The following is a 23,973-nucleotide window of genomic DNA, read 5'->3' as shown; positions in this document are numbered from 1 at the left end:
TCCAAATTTTGTTATTTTTTTTATAATAAATCTCAAGACTTAGACTACATTTAGCTAAGTATTAATACATTCATGGCAAAAATTGAGGGGACACTCTATGTCATCTGGGTTCAGCTTTAGCAATTTAAGCATTACTAAAAAAATTCACGCTATTACCAGCCTGGCTGTTTTGGTTTTTTTAATTTCCTCAGCAATTAATTACTCTGCGATGATGGACAATGAAAAAGCCCTTAAGGAGCTTGAAAGTACAACATTTAAAGTGGTACAGCTTGCGACAGCTAATAAGTTTTATTTAGAAAAACTGAATGAGCTTTATACTCAAGCGGTGACATTTGGTGATGAAGAATTGGTCACTCAAGCGCAAAATACTGCAGCCATAATTGAGGAAAACTTAACAGAGCTAGCGCGACTCGACAGTTCTTATCACGGTCAAGAAAATAAGCAGCTGCAAGAATATGCTGCTATATCAGGAAAAATAGCTTCAGGTATGATTGATGGCACCGCAGATTTTTCTAAAATCCAGCAAGATGCTCAAGAAAAAACAAAAAAATATGAAACCCTACTCGATAGTTTTAAAACGATTCAAACACGAGCAGACGATCGTTTTATCGAATTAGTAGAAAGTACGCAAATCCGCTCACATGATGCAATGTTCATGATGCTTTCGATTAGTATCGTCTTGCTCGCAGGCCTAGTGATATTAGCTATATTTATCGCTCGAGGGATTGGTCACTCAGCAAGTGATGCAGCTCGCTCTTTACAGTTACTAGCAAACGGAGGTGGGAGTTTAAGCTCTCAACTTGCTGTTCGTTCAGGTGATGAAATAGGCCAAGTATCTATTAACTTTAACGGGTTTATGGCCTTACTGAAGGCTGCGGTAATGAATATTATGGCTGTGGTTGAACCTTTGATGGAAAACTCAACTCGGCTTGTTCAAGGGATGGAAAAGGCTGAAAGCGCAACTAATCAGCAAACCAGAGATGCAGAGGTTGTCCGTCAATCGATGGAGGAGATGAAACAAAGTGTTGGTGATATTTCATCTTCTGCTGCGAGTGCTGCTCAGGCCGCGCAAACCGCTGAACGAGAAGTGGAGCAAAGTCTTAAACAAATCAAGTTGTCAGTCGATACCTCACAAGCCTTGAGTGATGAAATTGACAGTGCTTCGGCTACTATCGATAAATTGGCAAACGATACTCAAAATGTTAGCCAAATTTTAAATGTAATCACGTCTATTGCAGAGCAAACAAACCTATTGGCCCTCAATGCTGCCATAGAGGCCGCTCGTGCAGGTGAGCAAGGTCGAGGGTTTGCTGTGGTAGCTGACGAAGTCCGTGAGCTTGCTTCTCGAACTGCAAAATCAACCAATGAAATTCGAGAGCTACTGACTGCATTAACAGGGGCTGCGAATGTATCTGTGAGTGCGATGAATACCGCGCGTGATATGGCAAAAAATAATGCTGATGCAGCACAAGAAACCGGCGGTTCGATTCAGAAGATTTCAGAACAGATTTTGGCTATCAATGGTATGAATGCGCAAATTGCAGCGGCAACAGAAGAGCAAACATCGGTGGCAGCAATGGTGGTGGATAATGTGTCAAATATGCATCGCTCATTTGAGGACACGCTAGGATCATTAGCGCAGGTGCGAGAGGTCGCGATGAATCTTCACACGTTATCAGATAATTTATTGGATGCGACGTCTAAATTTGAGATCTAGTAAGGCATAAGTACTAGATGGCATTTTACTGAAGGTGAGTTTTTAACGTATTGTTTAAGCTCACTTTTATTGTTTTATAGTTATCAAAAAACTAACACTTAACTTTTCTGTTAAGGTGTGCTCAAATGAACCTACTTTAAATTGTAAAACAATTTAGCCCTTTTGTATTAGAAGTAGGTTGCTAATGTCTTTGTTTGAGTTCGATGATCAATCTAAACAGGTTATGTTATTACAACATCCTGTCCAATCTGGTTTTCCAGCATCTGCTGCTCAGCTTATAGATGCCCTTGATGCGTCAGTTTATTGCGAATTTGAATATGATATCTCTGTCATACGCGCATTATTTGCTGATGCTAAGCTCACATTATCTCCTCCATTTATTGTTGCAAAAGCCCTTGATGCTAAAGTTTCAATTCGGGTAGATGAAACGAATATGAGCGCTGAAGCAACCTTAATTGCAGCCCAAGGGGGAGGAATTGCCAATTTTGATGTTGTGAAAACCGCTTTACAGCAAGCTGGTGTACAAAAGGGGATCAGTAGCCGAGCTATAGAAGAGTTTTTAGGCCGTCAGTTTGAAACTGCAGCCGGTGATAGTTATTCAGCGATTATTGCACACGGTCGGCGTGCTAAAGATGGTGATGATACTAAGTTTGTGCGCTTGTGTGCGACCGCGCAAGATAGGATTTTGAGCCCTCAGGTACAAGCTGATGGTAAAGTCGATATGCGAAATTTAGGTGCCATCATTACAGTCAATCCTGGGGCACCTTTGATGCAGCGTGTTCCGCCAACTAAAGGCGAAGATGGGTTTACCGTGTTTGGTGATGCTTTGCCTGCAAAACCTGGACGAGATTTCGCATTGCAAGTGATGGATGGCACAGCACTTGACCCAAGTAATCCTAATATTTTAGTCGCTGACGCTGTAGGTGTGCCTGTAGCCTTGACTCGTGGTATGCGAGTCGATGATGTTATTTGTTATGACAATATTGATGTAACAACTGGGCATGTAGAGTTTGATGGCAGTGTCATTGTTTCTGGCGATGTAAAAGATGGGATGAAAGTCAAAGCTACGGGTGATATCACTGTGCTGGGTTTTGTTGAATCAGCCACGCTTGAATCAAACTCTGTCATTACAATAGTCCAAGGAGCGATTGGCCGAAAACGAGAAGAGGGTGAAGACTTTACCTGTATTATCAAAGCACAAGGGACTATTTCATTAGGATATGCTCAGTATTCGCAAGTATCAAGTGGCCAAGATTTAATGATTGATCGCCAAGCGCTTCATTGTGAATTGTCATCGAATCGATTAATTCGGGTGGGAAAAGGTGAAAAGCCACGAGGGAAAATAATTGGTGGGCGGATCATTAATGCCTTACGTGTTGAAACCGGCGAGTTAGGAGCTCCATCGGGGACTAAAACACATGTTCAGCTGGCGCAATATTGGCATGAACTCAGAGATAAGCAATCAGCATTGAGTGAACTCGAAAAAAGCTTAAATAGTAAAGCAAATGCTTTGAAACAAGCGCGTAAAAAAGCAGAAAAAATCCCATCAAAACAGCAAAAACAGCTTTATTTGAATAAAATAGCCGCCAGTGACGAGCAAATAATATTGAAGCTCAAGCATGTTTATCGAAATAAAGAAACGTTAAAACGAAAACTCGCAACACTGCTTAAAACAAGCCGTGTCACCATCAATGAGTTAATGCACCCAGGTGTTGAATTACAAATCGCAAAAGATGTTAAATCGTTTTCAAGAATATACCCGCCCCATTTAGTGCGGGTATCAGAAGGTAAAATTACTCAGACGTTTTAACTGAAGTCTCTACTTGTTCATCGTCTGCACTCACCATTGGCCAGCCACCTAACTGCTGCCATTTATTGACAATATGACAAAAAAGCTCAGCGGTACGTTCGGTATCGTATACCGCGCTATGTGCTTGGCTGTTGTCAAAGTCAATGCCAGCTGTAAGGCAAGCTTTAGCTAATACCGTTTGTCCTAATGCTAAACCGGCTAATGAAGTGGTGTCAAAACTGACAAAGGGGTGAAACGGAACTCGTTTGATTTTCGTGCGGGCAAGGGCTGCATTGACAAAACCTTGGTCAAATGACGCATTATGAGCAACAATCACGGTGCGTTGGCAACCCGCTGCTTTTTGCGCTTTACTCACTGATTTACATATTTCTTTAAAGGCATCAACTTCTTCTACGGCACCTCTTAGCGGGCTAAAGGGATCAATGCCATTAAACTCGATGGCTGCCTGTTCAATGTTTGCCCCTTCAAACGGTTGAATATGAAAATGCAATGTGGAGTCGAGAGACAGTAACCCTTGGTCATCCATTTTTAATGTGGTGACAGCTATTTCGAGCAAAGCATCAGTTTGGCTGTTAAAACCAGCAGTTTCTACATCAATGACTACAGGAAAAAAGCCACGAAAGCGTTTTGAAAATAAAGTTTGCTCAGTATCAGCCATAATTATCTTTTTTTAGCACAAAATAGGGGGGCATTATGTCAAAAAATTATCATCAAATGCCAGTTAATCTATCACTATTAACTGACAACCCTAAAAAGAGGGTGCAAGCGGCCGTTAAATAACCTAGATAAAGCGCTGTATTTGAATTTTAGATGTTATACCGGTTACTTGTTAGTCATACCTAATAATCGGCAAGTAATTTGCATGGTATTAAATGGAATGATGTTTTGAAAAAAGCGCTTATTAGGATCATTTATTTTTATGTTGAAATGTATAGGAACAGGCGACAATGCTTCAGTTTAGTTATCTTTCATTGGCGATTGGGTTAATGCTTTATAGCGTGACGTCCCATGGGGCTGTGCAGGCGTATTCAGCTAACCCAGAAAACTCAACGTGGTTCAATGAGAAAACAACTCGCCTGTCGTGTGAACTCGCCCACGCGATCCCTTATTATGGTCAAGTTATTTTTACAACACAGGCCAGTAAAGCGAAACCATTAAATTTTACAGTGGATATGTTGATCCAGCCAGAAGGCTATAGCATGGCAGCGATTAAATCGGTACCTCCTCCTTGGAAGCCTGGTTATCGCAGTACAGAGCTGGCTTCGTTGAAGCTATTACAACAATTTGACGCTGAAGCTGAAAATAAAACGGCTTGGTTAATGTTATCTGAACTTGAAAAAGGCAACATGCCAACTTTGTATTATCAAGATTGGCGAAACGAACAAGATAAAGTCAAAGTTGCATTATCTGCAGTCAATTTTCGAGATAACTATTTAAAATTTTTACAGTGTCGCGATCAAATGCTCGCTTACAATTTTGAAGATATTGCCTTTACTGTGCTGAGTTATCAAAAAAACTCCAGCGAATTAACCAAGCAATCAAAAAAACGCCTAAATAAAATTGGTGAGTATTTAAAAAATGACCCCAATATAGAATCTGTGCTTATTGCTGCGTATACCGATAGCTACGGTGGCCGATATTTAAATGATGAGTTATCTAAAAAACGAGCGCTATCAATTAAAAACTATATGACAGAAATGGGTGTTGAAGATCAACGAGTTGAGGTTGAGGGGTTTGGAGAAAAACGACACATATCACCCAATTCTACGGTGTTGGGTCGTCAACTAAACCGTCGAGTGGTTATTCAGATTGCGAAGCAGTAAACCAAGCTGAGTGGTTTACTGTGTCACCATAACATTCACTTCCGTCCAGTCACTTTGTTGATAAACACTAATTTTTATTGACTGTGATGACTGTTTATAAAACAGTGTTTGGCGACCGATATCTTCAACCATATTGATGGGATCGCCTAACTGAGCAAAATAGAACTGCATTACACCTTCAGCGGTGCTTTTTACATAGCCGGTTAGGATCATCGGGTATTCATCATCGAGCTTCATCCTAACATCAAAATTATCAGGCAAGGGAACCTGTGTTAGATCGGCATAACTACTTGGACTGGCCAAACCTAATACGCTGCAAAGCAACACAGGAAATAAAGCGCGTTTCAACATAATGATTCCTATTGTAATAATTTAAGCGCTAATCGAACAAAATCCGATGAAGTCACAATTCCGAGCAAACGATCTTGACTATCAATCACTGGCAAGCAACCGTGGCGATTATTAACAAAGAACTCAGCCGCTTTTATTTGTGGCATATCAGGGCTGGCAAACACCACATCTTTGTCAATCAACGACATCACATTAATCGATTTTTCTTCTTTGCTCAAGCAAGAAGACCCATGGATATCAAGTAAATACATCACTTTAGCTAATACTGTCTTTTGGGTCACGACACCGGCAAAGCGTGTATCATCGACTATGGGAATATGGCGGATGTTGTGTGTTTTCATCATCTGATGTAAATCATACATGCTTGCTGTGCTACTTAAGCTAACAACATCAGATGTCATGATTTCTGCGACTGTGCGGCTCATACTTCTATCTCCATAAACTCGTGTAAGCATATTAGTTGTCAGTATATGCTCATCTGAGCCGCGATGAATTGTTTTAGCGCAACTTTTAATGGCCTTTTTTTAGTTGACGAAAATTAAAACGGGCCGGATGAAGCGCATCAGCGACACGCTTTGAGACGGGCAGTGGATAACCTAACATTTCACAGGCAATCATTTCGGCCAATAACGGTGCACTGCACAAACCCCGAGCGCCAAGTGCCGTCAAGCTATACAAACCAGGCTGACTGGAATGATAAGGTAAAAAGCTGTGATATTGACCTTTTTTGATGGGGGCGAAGCTAAGGGCAAACTGCTCGGAGTCAGTCACTTGTCCTGCTAGAGGTAAATGATCAATAACCGTACAGCGTATTGCGGCTTTTGCTGAATCGATAGTGCTTAGCTCGCTGGCAAAATCACATTGTGCGTAAAAATCATTAAACTGAGAGAAATTGAGCTGATTGTCAGACTCTCTGACTTCAGTGTTGCTCTCGCCTTTATCAAATGTCGCTCCCATACAATGCTGATCGCGATAATGAGGCGTGAAATACCCTTTGTGACACAATACCGTTTTGAGCGTTTTAGAGTGGTGAGTTGCGTTGATTTGCGACACTTGGCCTCGTACTGGCACTAAGGGTAATTCGGCGCTTTGTTTAAACTGATGGCTTTGATCGCCACATGCTATCACCACATGGGAATAATTAGTAAAATCACCGAGTGATGTCTGTAATTGCCACTGATTGTTGTGGTTATGGAGTTGTTGCACTTCACAATTTAAATGAAGCGAGAAAGGCACACATTTGTAAGCTGCATCAAATAAAGCCTGAATGAGTGAAGGGGGGTTGATCCAGCCTCCATCAGGGATAAACAAACCTCGATAAGGTGTGCGTACGCCGCTTATTATTTCGCTTTCTTTTTCATCAACCCCGTAAATTAAAGATGTTGGCCAATGCTGCTTAGTCAGTAAATTCTCCTGAAAAGCTAGTTTTGCAGGTTTGACCGCTTGTAGGAGAACCCCGCACCATTGATGATCAAAGTGATGGCCTGACTGCAACAGCTGATCATAGGTGCGCCGAGCATAGTAAAAAGCGTGGGCAAAAAACTCACTGCTGTTACTGACATCAACTTGAATATGAGGGTACAACGCACCTTGCTGATTGCCCGATGCTTCACTTGCTAAGGCTTCGGCTTGGCAAAATACATCAAACTCAAGTCCTTTTTTTGCTAATGCCAATGCTATATTGGCAGCGGCTATGCCACCTCCAATAATGGCTACTTTTTTAGGTGTATGCCCTGGGCGCATAAAATATGGCGTTGCATTACTTTTAGCTGTTGGGCTTGTGAGTGCACCGACGAGCATCTCTCTTTTTTTACCGAATCCTTTTCGTTTTGATACAGTGAAGCCAGCTTCAATCAAGCCTCGACGAACATCACCTGCAGCTGTAAATGTGGCTAAAGTACAGCCAGCTCGCCCAAGGTGAGCCATTTCATTAAACAAACTTTGCTGCCACATCTCTGGGTTTTTACTGGGCGCAAACCCATCCAGATACCAAGCGTCTATCCAACCTTGCGAGAGATAAGGCATATTGTTAATCCCATCTTGCACATCACCAAACCACAAATCCAAAATAATGTGACCTTGTTGAAATTCAAGGCGGTGGCAACCTTTTAGCGAAGTCGGATAAAGTGAGGTGAGCTGTTCAGCATAGCACGTCAACGTTGGCCATTGTTTTAATATTTCAATAAGTTGTGTTTTAGATATTGGGTATTTTTCAAATGATACAAAATGCAGTTGCTGCACACTTTTATCGTGTTGGAGATTAAATTGATACCAAGTATTTAAAAAATTTAGCCCTGTGCCAAAGCCTGTCTCTGCGATTACAAATCTGGCGTTATCATGGTTTAATAAGCGCTGAGAAATATCATTTTGCTGATAAAAAACATAATCTGACTCGAGCAACCCATTTTCATTTGAAAAATATACATCGTCAAATTGGGTGGATACAGGCGTGCCTTGTTCATTAAATTCGATTGGAGCGTTTTTTATCATGATGGATAGCGTGATTAAATATCAGTCAGAGAATGGCCATTATGATACTTTTTTTAACTTTGGCTCGCAGCTAAAACTGATCAAACGGTCGTTTTTATGATTAAAAGTCGTTCATCGCAGGTTTGTGAAGGGGTACAAAAGAATTAATTTAAGTTTTTTAGGGTAATTACTTTAATTTATTTTTTAATATGATTATCTTACTAAGTACTTTGAATTATTAGAGTTATTAGTATTGAACTAGGTAATTAAATCATAAAAAAATATTTTTTTTGCAACACTTTTAACATCTAATGGTCAATAACAGCTGAAAGCTGACCAGTTTAATATATATTTGCACGTAAAATAGCGCGCAATTGAGTTTGTAACTAAGGGAACTCCCATGAAAAGAGCCGTAATTACGGGGATCGGTATTGTATCTAGTATCGGTAATGATAAACAACAAGTACTAGAATCTCTTCAAGCTGGTCGTTCAGGTATTAAATACAACGAAGAATTTGCGCAATACAAACTTCGCAGTCAAGTGTGTGGTGCAGTTGATATCAATGTGGCTGATTTTGTTGACCGTAAAGCATTACGCTTTATGGGGGATGCTGCGGCATATTCGTACATTGCCATGGCACAAGCTATTGAAGATTCTGGTTTAAACGAAGAGCAAGTATCAAACCCTCGTACCGGTCTTGTGGTAGGTTCAGGTGGTGGTTCATCTAAGCACCAAGTTGATGCAGCCGATATTTTACGCGAAAAAGGCGTTAAACGCGTGGGCCCATACATGGTCCCTCGTACTATGGCCAGTACTGCTTCTGCATGTTTGGCAACCCCTTTTAAAATCAAAGGCGTTAACTACTCAATCAGTTCTGCTTGTGCAACATCTGCACATTGTATCGGAAATGCGGTTGAGCAAATCCAATTAGGTAAGCAAGATGTTGTTTTTGCTGGTGGCGGTGAAGAGCTTCACTGGACACTTGCAATGGAATTTGATGCGATGGGTGCGTTATCAACTAAGTACAATGAAACCCCAGAAAAAGCTTCGCGTACCTATGATGCGAATCGTGACGGCTTTGTTATCTCTGGTGGTGGCGGTATTGTTGTTGTTGAAGAGCTGGAACATGCTCTTGCTCGCGGTGCACACATCTATGCAGAAATCGTTGGTTATGGCGCGACTTCTGATGGTTATGACATGGTTGCACCTTCTGGCGAAGGTGCGGTTCGTTGTATGCAACAAGCAATGGCTACCGTTGAAGGACCAATTGATTATTTAAATACTCATGGTACGTCGACACCAGTTGGTGATGTGAAAGAGTTAGGTGCAATTCAAGAAGTATTTGGTGGTAAATCACCTGCAATCAGCGCAACTAAAGCTATGACAGGTCATGCGTTAGGTGCCGCTGGTGTTCACGAAGCAATTTACTCTCTTCTTATGCTTGAAAATGGCTTTGTAGCACCATCAATTAATATTGATGAGCTTGACGAGCAAGCGGTAGGGCTTGATATCGTGACAGAAAAGCGTGATGTAGCACTGAATACTGTGATGTCGAATAGCTTCGGCTTTGGTGGCACAAACGCCACGTTAGTGATGCAAAAATATAAAGGCTAAGTTGCCGTTTATATACTGACAAAAAGGTCGCGTTGAGCGGCCTTTTTTGTTGTTTAAAGGGCTGTTTCAAATAGTTATCTCCGCTACAATGCAGCGATACGCACATAAAGGATATTTAAATGAAGATTTTAGCCGATCAAAACATGCCACTGGTTGAAGAGTACTTCGCTCACCTTGGTCACGTTACGCGTTTTGATGGTCGCTCTTTGACTGCGGAACAGTTAAAGGGTGTGGATATTTTACTTATTCGTTCGGTTACGCCAGTTAATGAAGCATTACTTCGTTTTGCTGATCAACTTAAATTTGTGGGAACCGCCACTATCGGTACTGATCATGTCGATCAAGATGAACTCGCTAAGCGTAATATCGCGTTTACCAATGCGCCGGGCTGTAATGCGGTGGCAGTGGCTGAATTTGTGATTAGTGCTTTGTGTGCGTTATCGCAGCAATATCATTTCGAATTGTCAGATAAAGTCGTCGGTATTGTCGGGGTTGGTAATATTGGGATCCGATTGCATCGTAAGTTACAAGCAATTGGAATCAAGACATTATTATGTGACCCATTTGTTCAAGAGCAATATCCAGAACTTCAGTTTGTTGAATTATCGCAATTATTTCAGCAGGTTGATGTGATTAGTTTTCACGTGCCGTTAATAAAAGATGGCCCCCATGCGACAAAACATTTACTTAACGAGCAAACGTTAAGTTCACTTAAACCAAATGCGATTGTGATTAATGCGAGCCGTGGTGATGTGATTGATAATCTGGCACTAAACGCGTATTTATCTGAGCCGCATCAGCATCATGTGGTACTTGATGTGTGGGAAAATGAACCGACAATCAATACACAGCTTTTAGATAAGGTCGATTTTGCCTCGGTTCATATTGCAGGGCATACGCTTGAGGGCAAAGCGCGAGGCACACAAATGCTTTATCAAGCTTTAAGTGCACAGCTTGATACACCTGCTGAATTACAATTAAGCGACTTTTTACCCACTCCTGCGATAACCAATATGACAGTGTCTGCTTCATTTGAAGTCAAAAACCTGCCCCAGTTAGTGCATAGTGTTTATGATATTCGACGAGATGATGGTATTGTGCGCGCCGAATTACAAAAGAAGGGTTTTGACTTCTTACGTAAAAATTATCCCATTCGCCGTGAATTTTCAGCTTTGACCCTAGAATGCGCGACGGATGAACAAGCTTTAATGTTGTCTGAGCTAGGCTTTACAACGAGCAATACAGCGTTACTTAAATAAGGTATTTTCATTATGTCTCAACAATACAATGTAGCTATTTTAGGTGCTACTGGCCTTGTCGGTCGTCAAATTATTGAAACTTTAGCGGATCGTAAATTTCCTGTCGGGTCATTATTCCCGCTGGCAAGTAGCCGAAGTGCAGGTGAAGATATCAAATTTCAAGGTCAAGACATTGAAGTGCAAGATGTTGAGTTATTTGACTTTTGCCAAGCGCACATTGCCATTTTTTCTGCTGGGAGTGAAGCCTCACTCAAATATGCATCGATTGCTGCTGACGCAGGTTGCATTGTGATTGATAACTCATCAGCGTTTCGCAATGATTTTGAAATTCCGCTAGTAGTGCCGGAAGTGAACCCACACAGTTTAGAGGATTACCGTAATCGCAATATTATTGCCAATCCAAATTGTTCGACAATTCAGCTGATGCTTGCTGTCAAACCTATTTATGATGCGTATGGTATTGATCGCATTAATGTGTGTACGTATCAAGCCGTATCGGGCGCAGGCAAAGAAGCCGTCGATGAGCTCGCAAAACAAACGGCTAACCTCATGAATGCCCGCCCAATGGACAACCAAGTGTTTCCTAAGCAAATCGCGTTTAATGTGATCCCACAAATTGATGACTTCACTGAAAATGGTTATACCAAAGAAGAAATGAAGATAGTCAATGAGACGCAAAAAATTCTTGGTGATTCAACTGTTTCGGTCAATCCAACAGCGGTGAGAGTACCGGTCTTTTTTGGTCATTCAGAAGCGATCCATTTAGAAACGCGTATGCCGTATGATCTTGAGCATGTTAAGTCATTATTGCGCGAGGCTCCTGGGGTTGAATTAATTGAAGATGAGCATGACTATCCAACAGCTGTGAGTGATGCCAGCGGTAATGACACTGTTTATGTAGGTCGCGTTCGTGCTGATATCAGTCACCCTCAAGGACTAAATATGTGGGTTGTGTCGGATAACACCCGTAAAGGTGCAGCAACAAATAGTGTTCAAATAGCTGAAAAGTTAATCGAAATTTACCTATAAATAAATCAAATTAGCAAAGGCTTAGCACTATATTGGCCTTGAGTTAGAAAAAACAACAAAACAGGCCTTTGTGCCTGTTTTGTTGTTTTTACAGCAATAAAATGAACGTTGTACCAACTATTGCCGCTAGAAGATGAAGGTGGCAATTGAGCTAATTTATTATTTTTGCTCTATAAATAATTATTTAATATCTAAGGTGTTCATTTTTAAAGTCTTTCAATGGATATTCGTGATCATCTGGTTTATAGTTTGAGATTGGAACAAAGCTTGCAAAATTATAATAACCAAGTTTGTGTATTCTCAGTTCAATACACGAATATTTTTCAGAAAGTAAAGGAATAGCATGCGCGGTTTATCCTCAATTTTACTTTTAATGTCAGTATTACTTATGCCACTAAGTTCTGCTGATGAAGGCACTCGGTTAAAAGGCCCAAAGGGGGTTGATTACGGTGAACAAGGCCGAGCGTATGGGCCGGTAAAGTCGAGCGACACCTTATGGCGGATCGCAGTAAAAGTCAGACCTGATAACTCAGTAACAATTTATCAAGTCATGCAAGCTCTGTATGAAAAAAACCCAGATTCTTTCTTAGATAAAAATATCAATCACATCCGTGATGGCGCTTATTTAAAAATCCCTTCAATGCGCGAAATCCGTAGTATCGAACCTGAATTGGCAAGACAAAAGTCAGATCAAGATGATGAGCTGTGGGAGAAAAAGAAAAGTGGCACATTAGATTCAAATGAAATTAATTTAGTCGAAAAGAAAGTGACACAGGCGCGCCAATCTGATGTGGAAGAGGCCAAGCTTGAAATTAAAAAAGAGTTAAATGAATTAAAACAAACTCAAAACGATAATTTGGTTGATTTACAACAAAAATTCAAATCTTCAGTGGGTAATGCTGAGGCGATTTTAGCTGAAAATAACAAACTGAAATCTCAGCTTGAGCTCATCTCACAAGAGCTCGAACTTGTTAAAGCGCAGCTAGGCAACGATAGTAAAATACAACAACAGCTTAGAGAAATGCTTGCATTGCAAAATGAAGAACTTGCAATGCAAAAGGCTAAGTTAGCACAAGAAGAACAAGGCACAGATTGGGGAAAAGTGTTCTCTGATCCACTTTATATCGCCTTGTTCTCGAGTATTCCGGCGATTCTTATTATTGTGGGTGGATTCTTATTTGTCCGAAACCGAAATAAGTCAGAGCCTCAGCCTGAACCTATGTTTGACACGCCAGCACCCATGGCTCCAGCGCCGCCTCCACCTCCGTTTGAGGTTGATGATACGCCCGATCTTATGTCAATGGATGACAGCCTAGCGGATGATAACCTTACTGATGATAGTTTAGATGACTTACTTGATGACTCTATCCGCTTGGATGATGAGCTCGATAGTGATGATATCTTACCTGAACCCGACGATATTCTATATGAAGAAGATGAACCAGAGCTCGACATTGACGACATGGATGGTGACTCTTTACTGAATCAAGATGAACTGGATGGTTTGTTAAGTGATGACCTTGTCTTTGATGATGGTTCGGATGAATTAGATGATCTCGTGCCTGACTTACCAGAGACTGAAGCGAGCACGGATGTATTAGCTGATGATGATATTGATGCATTGCTTCAGCAAGATTTTGATAGCCCTGCTGATGATGATTTACTTCCAGATACCGATATCGAAATTGATATTCCTGAAGAGCTAGAGCCGGATGACTCAGTCAAAGAAGACGATATTGATGGGCTCATGGATGAATTGAGTACGCCAACTGATGTTGTTTCTGATGACAATGACATTGATGCTTTACTTGATGGTAATGCTTCAACAGGTATCGCGTCCGATGATGAAGTTGATGACTTATTAAATAGTAGCTTCGATGGCGATGAGTCAGCTCTTGATGACTTAGATGACATTGATGCAATGTTAGCTGAGGCAAATAATGCTCCAGAAGAAGATGACTCAGCAGATGAGCAAGAAAATGAGTCTGACGATTTGGATGGCTTGTTAGATGATTTAGATCTCGAAGATGATGAGCAAGAAACTGCCGCTGCGGACGAGGCAGCTGATGATTTAGATGTTGCACCTGAATCTACAGAGGACGATGAGTCCGAAGATCTTGATGGCTTGTTAGATGATTTAGATCTTGAAGATGATGAGCAAGAAACGGCCGCTGCAGACGAGGCAGCTGATGTTGAAGAAGATGATTTAGACGACTTGTTATCAGAAGTCGCTGACGATAATACCGAAGTTGATGAGTTAGACATTGAACCTGAATCTGCAGAGCACGATGAGTCTGACGACCTCGATGGTTTGTTAGATGATTTAGATCTTGAAGATGATGAGCAAGAAACTGCCGCTGCGGACGAGGTTACTGATGTTGAAGAAGATGATTTAGACGACTTGTTATCAGAAGTCGCTGACGATAATACCGAAGTTGATGAGTTAGACATTGAACCTGAATCTGCAGAGCACGATGAGTCTGACGACCTCGATGGTTTGTTAGATGATTTAGATCTTGAAGATGATGAGCAAGAAACTGCCGCTGCGGACGAGGTTACTGATGTTGAAGAAGATGATTTAGACGACTTGTTATCAGAAGTCGCTGACGATAATACCGAAGTTGATGAGTTAGACATTGAACCTGAATCTGCAGAGCACGATGAGTCTGACGACCTCGATGGCTTGTTAGATGATTTAGATCTTGAAGATGATGAGCAAGAAACGGCCGCTGCAGACGAGGCTGCTGATGTTGAAGAAGATGATTTAGACGACTTGTTATCAGAAGTCGCTGACGATAATACCGGAGCTGATGAGCTAAATGTTGAACCTGAATCAGCAGAGGATATTGAGTCAGACGATCTTGATGGCTTGTTAGATGATTTAGATCTTGAAGATGATGAGCAAGAAACTGCCGCTGCGGACGAGGTTACTGATGTTGAAGAAGATGATTTAGACGACTTGTTATCAGAAGTCGCTGACGATAATACCGAAGCTGATGAGTTAGACGTTGAACCTGAATCGGCAGAGGACGATGATCTTGATGGCTTGTTAGATGATTTAGATCTTGAAGATGATGAGCAAGAAACTGCCGCTGCGGACGAGGTTACTGATGTTGAAGAAGATGATTTAGACGACTTGTTATCAGAAGTCGCTGACGATAGCGCCGAAGCTGATGAGTTAGACATTGAACCTGAATCTGCAGAGCACGATGAGTCTGACGACCTCGATGGCTTGTTAGATGATTTAGATCTTGAAGATGATGAGCAAGAAACGGCCGCTGCAGACGAGGCAGCTGATGTTGAAGAAGATGATTTAGATGACTTGTTATCAGAAGTCGCTGACGATAGCGCCGAAGCTGATGAGTTAGACATTGAACCTGAATCTGCAGAGCACGATGAGTCTGACGACCTCGATGGTTTGTTAGATGATTTAGATCTTGAAGATGATGTGAAAGAACCGGCCGCTGCAGACGAGGCAGCTGATGTTCAAGAAGATGAGTTAGACGACTTGTTATCAGAAGTCGCTGACGATAATACCGAAGTTGATGAGTTAGACATTGAACCTGAATCTGCAGAGCACGATGAGTCCGACGATCTTGATAGTTTGTTAGATGATTTAGATCTTGAAGATGATGAGCAAGAAACGGCTGCTGCGGATGAGGCAGCTGATGTTCAAGAAGATGAGTTAGATGACTTGTTATCAGAAGTCGCTGACGATAACGCTGAAGTTGATGAGTTAGACGTTGAACCTGAATCTGCAGAGCACGATGAGTCCGACGATCTTGATAGTTTGTTAGATGATTTAGATCTTGAAGATGATGAGCAAGAAACGGCTGCTGCGGATGAGGCAGCTGATGTTCAAGAAGATGAGTTAGATGACTTGTTATCAGAAGTCGCTGACGATAACGCTAAAGTTGATGAGTTAGACGTTGAACCTGAATCTGCAGAGGAGAGTGAGTCCGACGACCTTGATGGTTTGTTAGATGATTTAGATCTCGAAGATGATGAGCAAGAAGCGGTCGTTGCAGACGAGGCAGCTGATGTTGAAGAAGATGATTTAGATGACTTGTTATCAGAAGTTCCTGACGATAGCGCTGAAGCTGATGAGCAAGAAACTGCCGCTGCGGACAAGGCAGCCGATGTTGAAGAAGTTGAGTATTCTAAAGATAACGAACAAGATGATTTAGCGCAGCCAGGTGCTACCGAGACAGAGCAGCAAGATGAATCGCTTGAAGCGGATGTACAGACAGACGCAAATGATCAGCTGGCAGAGCAATCAGCGCCTAAGGGTGACGAGAATGAAGTTGGAACTGAGGAGCCTTATCAAAATACTGATAACTTCGAAGCTGATGAATTAGACTCGTTTGAACTTGCGGCTGAGTTAGATGATGTTGATTTAGGCGATGATCCACTTCTTGATGCCGATGATATCGTCGTCGAAGAAGATCTTCAGCTTGAGGATGTTGATCTTGAGTTAGAGACTGAAGCCGACCTTGAAATTAATTTTGATGAACAGTTAGAGCAAGCCCATGCAGATACACCCAGTATTGAGCTGGAGGAATACCCTGAGCTAGAACTCGATGATGCGTTAGCAGAATTAGAAATGGGCGAGAGCGATACCTCTCAAGCAGAGCGGGATCTTGCTCAGTCATTAGCCCAATCTGAACTCGCTACCGATTTAGATGATGATCTCTCACTTGAAGAAGATATTGACGATGAGTCGATCGGTTTAGGTGATGCATTTGATGAGTTGACCGAGCAGGGACAGTCTATCGCAGATCTGGAAGCCGATTTATTAAGTACAGAGCAACAACTTGATGATATTGATGGTGAGCAAGATGATGAACCACTCAATGATCTTCTTAATGAGTCAGTCGAAAGTTCGCCTCTTATAGATGATGAGCTTGATGAAATTCCATTAGAAGCTGACTTGCTTGATTCTTTAGAGCACGCAGATTTTGATTCATTGTTAAGTGAGCTAGGTGATGATGAAGAGATTGATAGTGACAGCGAAGAGTTCGAGCTTGATTTTGATAATTTGCTAGCAGATGAATCTCTAGATGATGAACCATTAACAGATGACGAAGATGACGAAGATGACCTTAACGATGATGGGGATTATCTTGATATTGAACAATTACTTGAAGAAAGTGATGATCAAATACCAGAAGATGAACCTTACGATAAAGTCAGTATGGATGTCGGTTTGGGTGATTTTGACCAATTGCTTGCTGATGAAGAAGGATTGGATGTTGATAACGAAAGTGGTGGGTTTTCAGCTAAGTTAGATTTAGCGCGGGCTTATCTTGAAATTGAAGACTTAGAAAATGCACGAAAAGCGGTGCAAGATGTCATTGATAATGGGCCTGAAGAAGTCCAACAAGAAGCAGGAAGGCTGTTAAGTAAATTAACCAGTTAAAAACATAAATGGTTCATTTGTGAAAGGCTAAGCATTATGGTTAGCCTTGATATTTCACCAATCAATTAGGTTAGCTTCAAAAGTAACAGTTAAAAAAACGCGAATTCCCTTAAAGGCAATTCGCGTTTTTTTATACTATTTAGTAGCGTCTATTAACTGTGGTAATTCTCACAAGCTTCTAAGGTGTTTTCGATTAAACTCGCAACAGTCATGGGTCCAACACCACCTGGAACAGGGGTAATGAAACTAGCGCGTTGTTCAGCAACTTGATAAGCCACATCACCGACTAATTTACCATCTTCTAAACGATTGATACCCACATCAATGACGATAGCGCCTTCTTTAATCCACTCTCCAGGAATAAATGCAGGCTTACCAACCGCGACGACAACTAGATCGGCACGACGAACATGCTCTTCAAGATTTTGCGTAAATTTATGACAAACTGTAGTTGTACAACCGGCTAATAAAAGTTCAAGTGCCATTGGTCTGCCCACAATGTTTGATGCACCAACAACAACAGCATCCATTCCTTTATAACGCACACCAGTTGAATCTAAAAGCGTGATGATCCCTTTTGGAGTACAAGGACGAAGTGCAGGCATACGCTGTGCTAAACGCCCGATGTTATATGGATGAAAACCGTCGACATCTTTAAGAGGAGTAATACGCTCTAAGATTTTTTCAGCATCTAATCCTGCGGGAAGGGGAAGTTGTACAAGAATGCCGTCGACTTCAGGATCGGTATTAAGTGTATCAACAAGCTCTAATAGTTGTTGTTCAGATGTGTCGCCTGGTAAGTCATAAGATTTAGATACGAAGCCGACTTCTTCACAGGCTTTACGTTTTGAACCTACGTAAACTTGTGACGCAGGATCTGCGCCGACTAATACAACAGCCAAGCCAGGTGCGCGAAGCCCCTGTGCCAGTCGTTGTTCCACACGTTGCGCGACAGATGTTCGAACCTGCTTTGCAATCGCCTTACCATCGATGATGTTTGCCGTCATGGTTGACCTTTTAAATTGGGGTTATTACTAGAGCGAGCGACATTTTCTCATGAAAGGTCTTGTACGCCAAGTTAGCATTAAGTAGATATGAAAAGTTTTGCTGCTAAAATACTCAAAAGCTATAAAAAATCAGCACTCTGCTTTAAAATTAAGCACTTGAAATTTTTTATTGAAAAAGTGTTTGACCTGAACCAGCCAAATCACTATTATGCACCCCGTTGTCACAGAGCAGTGCTCAGTTATAACAGAAGTATCGGCGATTAGCGCAGTTTGGTAGCGCACTTGGTTTGGGTCCAAGGGGTCGCAGGTTCAAATCCTGCATCGCCGACCACTTTTTACATCACTTCTCTATGTTCGGCGATTAGCGCAGTTTGGTAGCGCACTTGGTTTGGGTCCAAGGGGTCGCAGGTTCAAATCCTGCATCGCCGACCACTTTTTACATCACTTCTCTATGTTCGGCGATTAGCGCAGTTTGGTAGCGCACTTGGTTTGGGTCCAAGGGGTCGCAGGTTCAAATCCTGCATCGCCGACCACTTTTTACATCACTTCTCTATGTTCGGCGATTAGCGCAGTTTGGTAGCGCACTTGGTTTGGGTCCAAGGGGTCGCAGGTTCAAATCCTGCATCGCCGACCACTTTTTACATCACTTCTCTATGTTCGGCGATTAGCGCAGTTTGGTAGCGCACTTGGTTTGGGTCCAAGGGGTCGCAGGTTCAAATCCTGCATCGCCGACCACTTTTTACATCACTTCTCTATGTTCGGCGATTAGCGCAGTTTGGTAGCGCACTTGGTTTGGGTCCAAGGGGTCGCAGGTTCAAATCCTGCATCGCCGACCACTTTTTACATCACTTCTCTATGTTCGGCGATTAGCGCAGTTTGGTAGCGCACTTGGTTTGGGTCCAAGGGGTCGCAGGTTCAAATCCTGCATCGCCGACCACTTTAAGCACTTGCGAAGTAAAATGCGCCCGTAGCTCAGCTGGATAGAGCAACGCCCTTCTAAGGCGTGGGTCGAAGGTTCGAATCCTTCCGGGTGCGCCATTTTTGTGTAGCGGTGACTGTAGCTCAGTTGGTAGAGCCCCGGATTGTGATTCCGGTTGTCGTGGGTTCGATCCCCATCAGCCACCCCATTCACACAACGTTTTAAAATGTAAAAAAACACGTTCGGCGATTAGCGCAGTTTGGTAGCGCACTTGGTTTGGGTCCAAGGGGTCGCAGGTTCAAATCCTGCATCGCCGACCACTTTTTACATCACTTCTCTATGTTCGGCGATTAGCGCAGTTTGGTAGCGCACTTGGTTTGGGTCCAAGGGGTCGCAGGTTCAAATCCTGCATCGCCGACCACTTTTTACATCACTTCTCTATGTTCGGCGATTAGCGCAGTTTGGTAGCGCACTTGGTTTGGGTCCAAGGGGTCGCAGGTTCAAATCCTGCATCGCCGACCACTTTTTACATCACTTCTCTATGTTCGGCGATTAGCGCAGTTTGGTAGCGCACTTGGTTTGGGTCCAAGGGGTCGCAGGTTCAAATCCTGCATCGCCGACCACTTTTTACATCACTTCTCTATGTTCGGCGATTAGCGCAGTTTGGTAGCGCACTTGGTTTGGGTCCAAGGGGTCGCAGGTTCAAATCCTGCATCGCCGACCACTTTTTACATCACTTCTCTATGTTCGGCGATTAGCGCAGTTTGGTAGCGCACTTGGTTTGGGTCCAAGGGGTCGCAGGTTCAAATCCTGCATCGCCGACCACTTTTTACATCACTTCTCTATGTTCGGCGATTAGCGCAGTTTGGTAGCGCACTTGGTTTGGGTCCAAGGGGTCGCAGGTTCAAATCCTGCATCGCCGACCACTTTTAGTACGAATTCCCCATCTTAATATTTTATAAATTTCCTATTTTTCAAAAATTTAACTTCTTAGCTTAAATAATTAATTCCTATACTCGACTAAAGCAAATATTGCGTTATAATGCCGCGTCTATTTGTTTAATAAGAATGCGTCCATCGGGCGTGAGCACAGTGCTTGCCATTGTGTTTAAGGAAGGCGTTTCTACGCCAAAAAATACGAAGATTGAGGTAAATCATGCAAGTTTCTGTTGAGACGACTCAGGGCCTTGAGCGCCGTCTGACCATCACTGTTCCAGCTGAGAACATTGACTCTGAAGTAAAAAAACGCTTACAACAACTATCAAAAACTCAACGCATTGATGGTTTCCGTCCAGGTAAAGTTCCTGTGTCAATCATTAATAAGCGTTACGGTGCTGCAGTTCGTCAAGAAGTGGCTGGTGAGTTAATGCAACGTAAATATTACGAAGCAGTTATCGCTGAAAAATTAAACCCTGCAGGTGCACCTACTTTTGCTCCTAAAGCATTAGAAGCAGGTAAAGACTTAGAATTCTCTGCAACTTTTGAAGTTTATCCAGAAGTTGAAATCAAAGATTTAGAAAAAATCAATGTTGAGAAGCCAGTTGTTGAAGTAACTGATGCTGATCTTGCAAAAATGTTAGAAACATTACGCAAGCAACACGCTACATGGGCAGAGTCAGATGCAGCATCAGCTGAAAATGATCGTGTAACAATTGATTTTGTTGGTACTATCGACGGTGAAGTATTCGAAGGCGGTAAAGCTGAAGATTTCCCATTAGAACTTGGTCAAGGTCGTATGATCCCAGGTTTTGAAGATAATATCGTAGGTAAAAAAGCAGGCGAAGAAGTGGTTGCTGATGTAACTTTCCCTGAAGAATACCATGCAGAAAACTTAAAAGGTAAAGCGGCACAATTCACTATCACAGTGAAGAAAGTTGAAGCGCAGCAATTACCAGAGTTAAACGAAGAATTCGCAGCACTATTCGGTGTAGCTGAAGGCGGCGTTGACGCACTTAAAGAAGAAGTTAAGCGCAACATGACGCGTGAGCTAGATCAAGCGATCAAAGGTAAAGTAAAAGAGCAAGTAATCGCTGGTTTACTTGAAACAAACGATGTTGATGCACCTTCTGCTCTTGTTTCACAAGAGATTGATGCATTACGTCAGCAAGCTGCACAACGTTTCGGTGGCAACGCTCAAAATATGCCTGAGCTTCCTGCTGAATTGTTCCAAGAGCAAGCTGCAAAACGCGTTAAGACAGGTTTATTACTAGGCCAAGTAATTAAAGCAAACGAAATCAAAGTTGATGATGCTAAAGTTGAAGCACTGATCGCGACAGTGGCTTCTGCTTATGAAGATCCAACAGAAGTTGTTGAATATTACAAATCTAATAATGAATTAATGCAACAAATGCAAAATGTAGCAATGGAAGAGCAAGCAGTTGAGACTATCCTTGCTGCTGCAACAGTTGCAGAAGTAAATGCGGCATTTGATGACATTATGAATCCGCAAGCAGCACAATAAGTCATTGACTTAAAACTCTGCAAAAGTTTAAATGGCTCGTGTATCACTTTTTTGGTGATACTCGGGCCATTTTACTATCAATGGTATAATCTTAGCGAATACGGAAATCTATAATAATGTTAAATAGTGTGACAGATCCCCTAAACGCATTAGTCCCGATGGTTGTTGAACAAACAGCCAAAGGTGAGCGCTCATATGATATTTATTCGCGACTGTTAAAAGAGCGCGTTATCTTTTTAACAGGGCAAGTTGAAGACCATATGGCCAACTTGATTGTGGCGCAGCTTCTGTTTTTAGAGTCAGAGAATCCTGAAAAAGATATCTTCATCTACATCAATTCGCCGGGTGGTTCTGTAACTGCAGGTATGGCAATTTACGATACGATGAATTTTATTAAACCGAATGTCAGCACTGTGTGTATGGGCCAAGCTGCCAGCATGGGCGCATTTTTATTATCAGGCGGCACAAAGGGCAAACGTTTTTGCTTACCTAATTCGCGTGTCATGATCCATCAACCACTAGGTGGTTTCCAAGGTCAAGCATCAGATTTTGAAATTCATGCCCGTGAAATTCTGTCTATAAAAGAAAAATTAAATCGCTTACTTGCTGAACATACAGGCCAACCATACGACGTGATCGCCAACGATACTGATCGTGATAATTTCATGAGTGGAGCCCAAGCAGTTGAATATGGCATAGTTGATGCTGTACTGACTCAGCGAGATTTAAAGTAAGTTTGTTAACCAGACTATTTACTGCTATAGGATAGTAAATAGTAATGAATGAGGTAGCTTAATGTCCGATAATCGTACTGACGGCGACAAGAGCAGCAAACTATTGTATTGCTCCTTCTGCGGTAAAAGCCAACATGAAGTACGCAAGCTGATTGCTGGTCCTTCGGTCTACATTTGTGATGAATGCGTTGAATTATGTAATGATATCATCAGGGAAGAGATCAAAGACATCGCACCTAAAGCAAGTGCGGCAGAAAAATTGCCAGCGCCAAAAGAAATTCGCAGCCATCTTGATGATTATGTAATCGGTCAAGATCATGCTAAAAAAGTTTTATCTGTTGCTGTTTATAATCACTATAAGCGCTTGAAAAACCAAGATAGATCATCAAATATCGAATTAGGTAAAAGTAATATATTGCTGATTGGTCCAACTGGTAGTGGTAAAACATTACTTGCAGAAACAATGGCCAAATTACTTGATGTTCCATTTACAATGGCTGATGCAACGACGCTGACTGAAGCGGGTTATGTCGGTGAAGATGTTGAAAATATCATTCAAAAGCTATTGCAAAAGTGTGATTATGACGTCGAAAAAGCACAACGTGGTATTGTCTACATTGATGAAATCGATAAGATTTCACGTAAATCTGATAATCCATCAATTACACGTGATGTATCTGGTGAAGGCGTCCAACAAGCGTTATTAAAACTCATTGAAGGCACAGTCGCATCTGTTCCACCTCAAGGGGGCCGTAAGCACCCACAACAAGAATTCTTGCAAGTTGATACTTCTAAAATTCTGTTTATCTGTGGCGGTGCTTTTGCGGGGCTTGATAAAGTGATTGAGCAACGCAGTACTAAAAATACAGGGATTGGTTTTGGTGTTGATGTTAAATCATCTGCAGCAGAGCGCACGATTAGTGAATCGTTTAAAGACGTCGAACCTGAAGATTTAGTAAAATATGGTTTAATACCAGAGTTTATTGGTCGTCTACCAGTTGTTGCTACTTTAACTGAACTGGACGAAGCGGCATTGGTACAGATTTTAAATGAACCAAAAAATGCCCTAACTAAACAGTATGGCGCATTATTCCAGATGGAAGATGTTGAGCTTGAGTTCAGAGAAGACGCTTTATTAGCAATTGCTAAAAAAGCGATGGATCGAAAGACTGGTGCTCGTGGTTTGCGTTCAATAGTTGAAGGTGTATTGCTGGATACTATGTATGAACTACCATCGATGGAAGAGGTCAGCAAAGTTGTTATTGATGAAACGGTTATCCGTGGTGAATCAGATCCTATTTTGATTTACGAAAATACGCATCAAGATAAAGCAGCTTCAGAATAGATTGTTTTATTATTA

15 protein-coding genes and 16 tRNA genes are annotated in these 23,973 nt (G+C 41.9%); 26 read left to right on the top strand and 5 right to left on the bottom strand.

Going from position 1 to position 23,973, the window contains the following annotated elements:
• The first annotated feature begins 97 nt into the window (after positions 1-97).
• Positions 98-1,717: a methyl-accepting chemotaxis protein gene (locus PULV_RS09085; protein ID WP_086743754.1), complete on the top strand. Its 1,620-nt coding sequence runs from the start codon at positions 98-100 to the stop codon at positions 1,715-1,717.
• Positions 1,718-1,901: 184 nt separating this feature from the next.
• A complete protein-coding gene (locus PULV_RS09080) occupies positions 1,902-3,527 on the top strand; it encodes a DUF342 domain-containing protein (protein ID WP_086743753.1) in 1,626 nt (541 codons plus the stop codon).
• Here PULV_RS09080 and rnt read toward each other — a convergent pair.
• Positions 3,511-4,185 (bottom strand): ribonuclease T, encoded by a 675-nt coding sequence (gene rnt, locus PULV_RS09075; RefSeq protein ID WP_086743752.1) that lies wholly within the window; start codon positions 4,183-4,185, stop codon positions 3,511-3,513. The genes PULV_RS09080 and rnt overlap by 17 nt on opposite strands.
• Positions 4,186-4,474: 289 nt before the next feature.
• On the opposite strand from rnt, the gene PULV_RS09070 reads away from it, so the two are divergent.
• Positions 4,475-5,350, top strand: a complete 876-nt coding sequence (locus tag PULV_RS09070) for a flagellar protein MotY (protein WP_086743751.1) — start codon at positions 4,475-4,477, stop codon at positions 5,348-5,350.
• Between the two features lie 15 nt (positions 5,351-5,365).
• Here PULV_RS09070 and PULV_RS09065 read toward each other — a convergent pair whose 3' ends face one another.
• The 3 genes from PULV_RS09065 to mnmC all read right to left on the bottom strand — a co-directional run bounded on the left by PULV_RS09065 (position 5,366) and on the right by mnmC (position 8,191).
• A complete protein-coding gene (locus PULV_RS09065; RefSeq protein ID WP_086743750.1) occupies positions 5,366-5,701 on the bottom strand; it encodes a hypothetical protein in 336 nt (111 codons plus the stop codon).
• Positions 5,702-5,709: 8 nt separating this feature from the next.
• Complete coding sequence (locus tag PULV_RS09060; RefSeq protein WP_086743749.1) at positions 5,710-6,126, bottom strand: CBS domain-containing protein; 417 nt, start codon at positions 6,124-6,126, stop codon at positions 5,710-5,712.
• An 85-nt stretch (positions 6,127-6,211) separates the two neighbouring features.
• A complete protein-coding gene (mnmC, locus tag PULV_RS09055; protein WP_086743748.1) occupies positions 6,212-8,191 on the bottom strand; it encodes a bifunctional tRNA (5-methylaminomethyl-2-thiouridine)(34)-methyltransferase MnmD/FAD-dependent 5-carboxymethylaminomethyl-2-thiouridine(34) oxidoreductase MnmC in 1,980 nt (659 codons plus the stop codon).
• A 379-nt stretch (positions 8,192-8,570) separates the two neighbouring features.
• On the opposite strand from mnmC, the gene fabB reads away from it, so the two are divergent.
• From fabB to PULV_RS09035, 4 genes are all read left to right on the top strand, one after another.
• Positions 8,571-9,785, top strand: coding sequence for a beta-ketoacyl-ACP synthase I (gene fabB / locus PULV_RS09050; RefSeq protein WP_086743747.1), 1,215 nt, complete (start codon positions 8,571-8,573; stop codon positions 9,783-9,785).
• A gap of 119 nt (positions 9,786-9,904) precedes the next feature.
• Positions 9,905-11,044, top strand: coding sequence for a 4-phosphoerythronate dehydrogenase (locus PULV_RS09045; protein ID WP_086743746.1), 1,140 nt, complete (start codon positions 9,905-9,907; stop codon positions 11,042-11,044).
• A gap of 12 nt (positions 11,045-11,056) precedes the next feature.
• Positions 11,057-12,073 (top strand): aspartate-semialdehyde dehydrogenase, encoded by a 1,017-nt coding sequence (locus PULV_RS09040; protein WP_193331509.1) that lies wholly within the window; start codon positions 11,057-11,059, stop codon positions 12,071-12,073.
• 343 nt (positions 12,074-12,416) lie between these two features.
• Positions 12,417-17,492 (top strand): FimV/HubP family polar landmark protein, encoded by a 5,076-nt coding sequence (locus PULV_RS09035; RefSeq protein ID WP_193331508.1) that lies wholly within the window; start codon positions 12,417-12,419, stop codon positions 17,490-17,492.
• 152 nt (positions 17,493-17,644) lie between these two features.
• Here PULV_RS09035 and folD read toward each other — a convergent pair whose 3' ends face one another.
• The gene (folD, locus tag PULV_RS09030; RefSeq protein WP_193331507.1) at positions 17,645-18,499 is read right to left on the bottom strand and encodes a bifunctional methylenetetrahydrofolate dehydrogenase/methenyltetrahydrofolate cyclohydrolase FolD; all 855 of its coding nucleotides are present in this window, start codon (positions 18,497-18,499) and stop codon (positions 17,645-17,647) included.
• Positions 18,500-18,753: 254 nt separating this feature from the next.
• Here folD and PULV_RS09025 point away from each other — a divergent pair.
• The 19 genes from PULV_RS09025 (at position 18,754) to clpX (ending at position 23,958) form a co-directional block, all read left to right on the top strand.
• Positions 18,754-18,830, top strand: a tRNA-Pro gene (locus PULV_RS09025).
• Positions 18,831-18,854: 24 nt separating this feature from the next.
• Positions 18,855-18,931: transfer RNA gene (locus PULV_RS09020), tRNA-Pro, on the top strand.
• Positions 18,932-18,955: 24 nt separating this feature from the next.
• A tRNA-Pro gene (locus tag PULV_RS09015) sits at positions 18,956-19,032 on the top strand.
• A gap of 24 nt (positions 19,033-19,056) precedes the next feature.
• Positions 19,057-19,133: transfer RNA gene (locus PULV_RS09010), tRNA-Pro, on the top strand.
• A gap of 24 nt (positions 19,134-19,157) precedes the next feature.
• Positions 19,158-19,234: transfer RNA gene (locus tag PULV_RS09005), tRNA-Pro, on the top strand.
• A 24-nt stretch (positions 19,235-19,258) separates the two neighbouring features.
• Positions 19,259-19,335: transfer RNA gene (locus PULV_RS09000), tRNA-Pro, on the top strand.
• A gap of 24 nt (positions 19,336-19,359) precedes the next feature.
• Positions 19,360-19,436 (top strand) — tRNA-Pro (locus PULV_RS08995).
• 24 nt (positions 19,437-19,460) lie between these two features.
• A tRNA-Arg gene (locus tag PULV_RS08990) sits at positions 19,461-19,537 on the top strand.
• Positions 19,538-19,550: 13 nt separating this feature from the next.
• Positions 19,551-19,626, top strand: a tRNA-His gene (locus tag PULV_RS08985).
• A 35-nt stretch (positions 19,627-19,661) separates the two neighbouring features.
• Positions 19,662-19,738 (top strand) — tRNA-Pro (locus tag PULV_RS08980).
• A 24-nt stretch (positions 19,739-19,762) separates the two neighbouring features.
• Positions 19,763-19,839, top strand: a tRNA-Pro gene (locus PULV_RS08975).
• Between the two features lie 24 nt (positions 19,840-19,863).
• Positions 19,864-19,940, top strand: a tRNA-Pro gene (locus PULV_RS08970).
• Between the two features lie 24 nt (positions 19,941-19,964).
• A tRNA-Pro gene (locus PULV_RS08965) sits at positions 19,965-20,041 on the top strand.
• Positions 20,042-20,065: 24 nt separating this feature from the next.
• Positions 20,066-20,142: transfer RNA gene (locus PULV_RS08960), tRNA-Pro, on the top strand.
• A 24-nt stretch (positions 20,143-20,166) separates the two neighbouring features.
• Positions 20,167-20,243: transfer RNA gene (locus PULV_RS08955), tRNA-Pro, on the top strand.
• Between the two features lie 24 nt (positions 20,244-20,267).
• Positions 20,268-20,344, top strand: a tRNA-Pro gene (locus PULV_RS08950).
• A 230-nt stretch (positions 20,345-20,574) separates the two neighbouring features.
• Complete coding sequence (gene tig, locus PULV_RS08945; protein WP_086743742.1) at positions 20,575-21,879, top strand: trigger factor; 1,305 nt, start codon at positions 20,575-20,577, stop codon at positions 21,877-21,879.
• Positions 21,880-21,995: 116 nt separating this feature from the next.
• On the top strand, positions 21,996-22,613 hold the full coding sequence (gene clpP, locus PULV_RS08940; RefSeq protein ID WP_086743741.1) for an ATP-dependent Clp endopeptidase proteolytic subunit ClpP: 618 nt from the start codon (positions 21,996-21,998) through the stop codon (positions 22,611-22,613).
• Between the two features lie 61 nt (positions 22,614-22,674).
• A complete protein-coding gene (gene clpX / locus PULV_RS08935) occupies positions 22,675-23,958 on the top strand; it encodes an ATP-dependent protease ATP-binding subunit ClpX (protein WP_086743740.1) in 1,284 nt (427 codons plus the stop codon).
• The last annotated feature ends 15 nt before the right edge of the window (positions 23,959-23,973 follow it).

This window comes from Pseudoalteromonas ulvae UL12, assembly GCF_014925405.1.
Lineage (GTDB): Bacteria > Pseudomonadota > Gammaproteobacteria > Enterobacterales > Alteromonadaceae > Pseudoalteromonas > Pseudoalteromonas ulvae.
The sequence above is the reverse complement of the archived record's forward strand: the minus strand, read 5'-3'. Positions and strand labels throughout refer to the sequence as shown.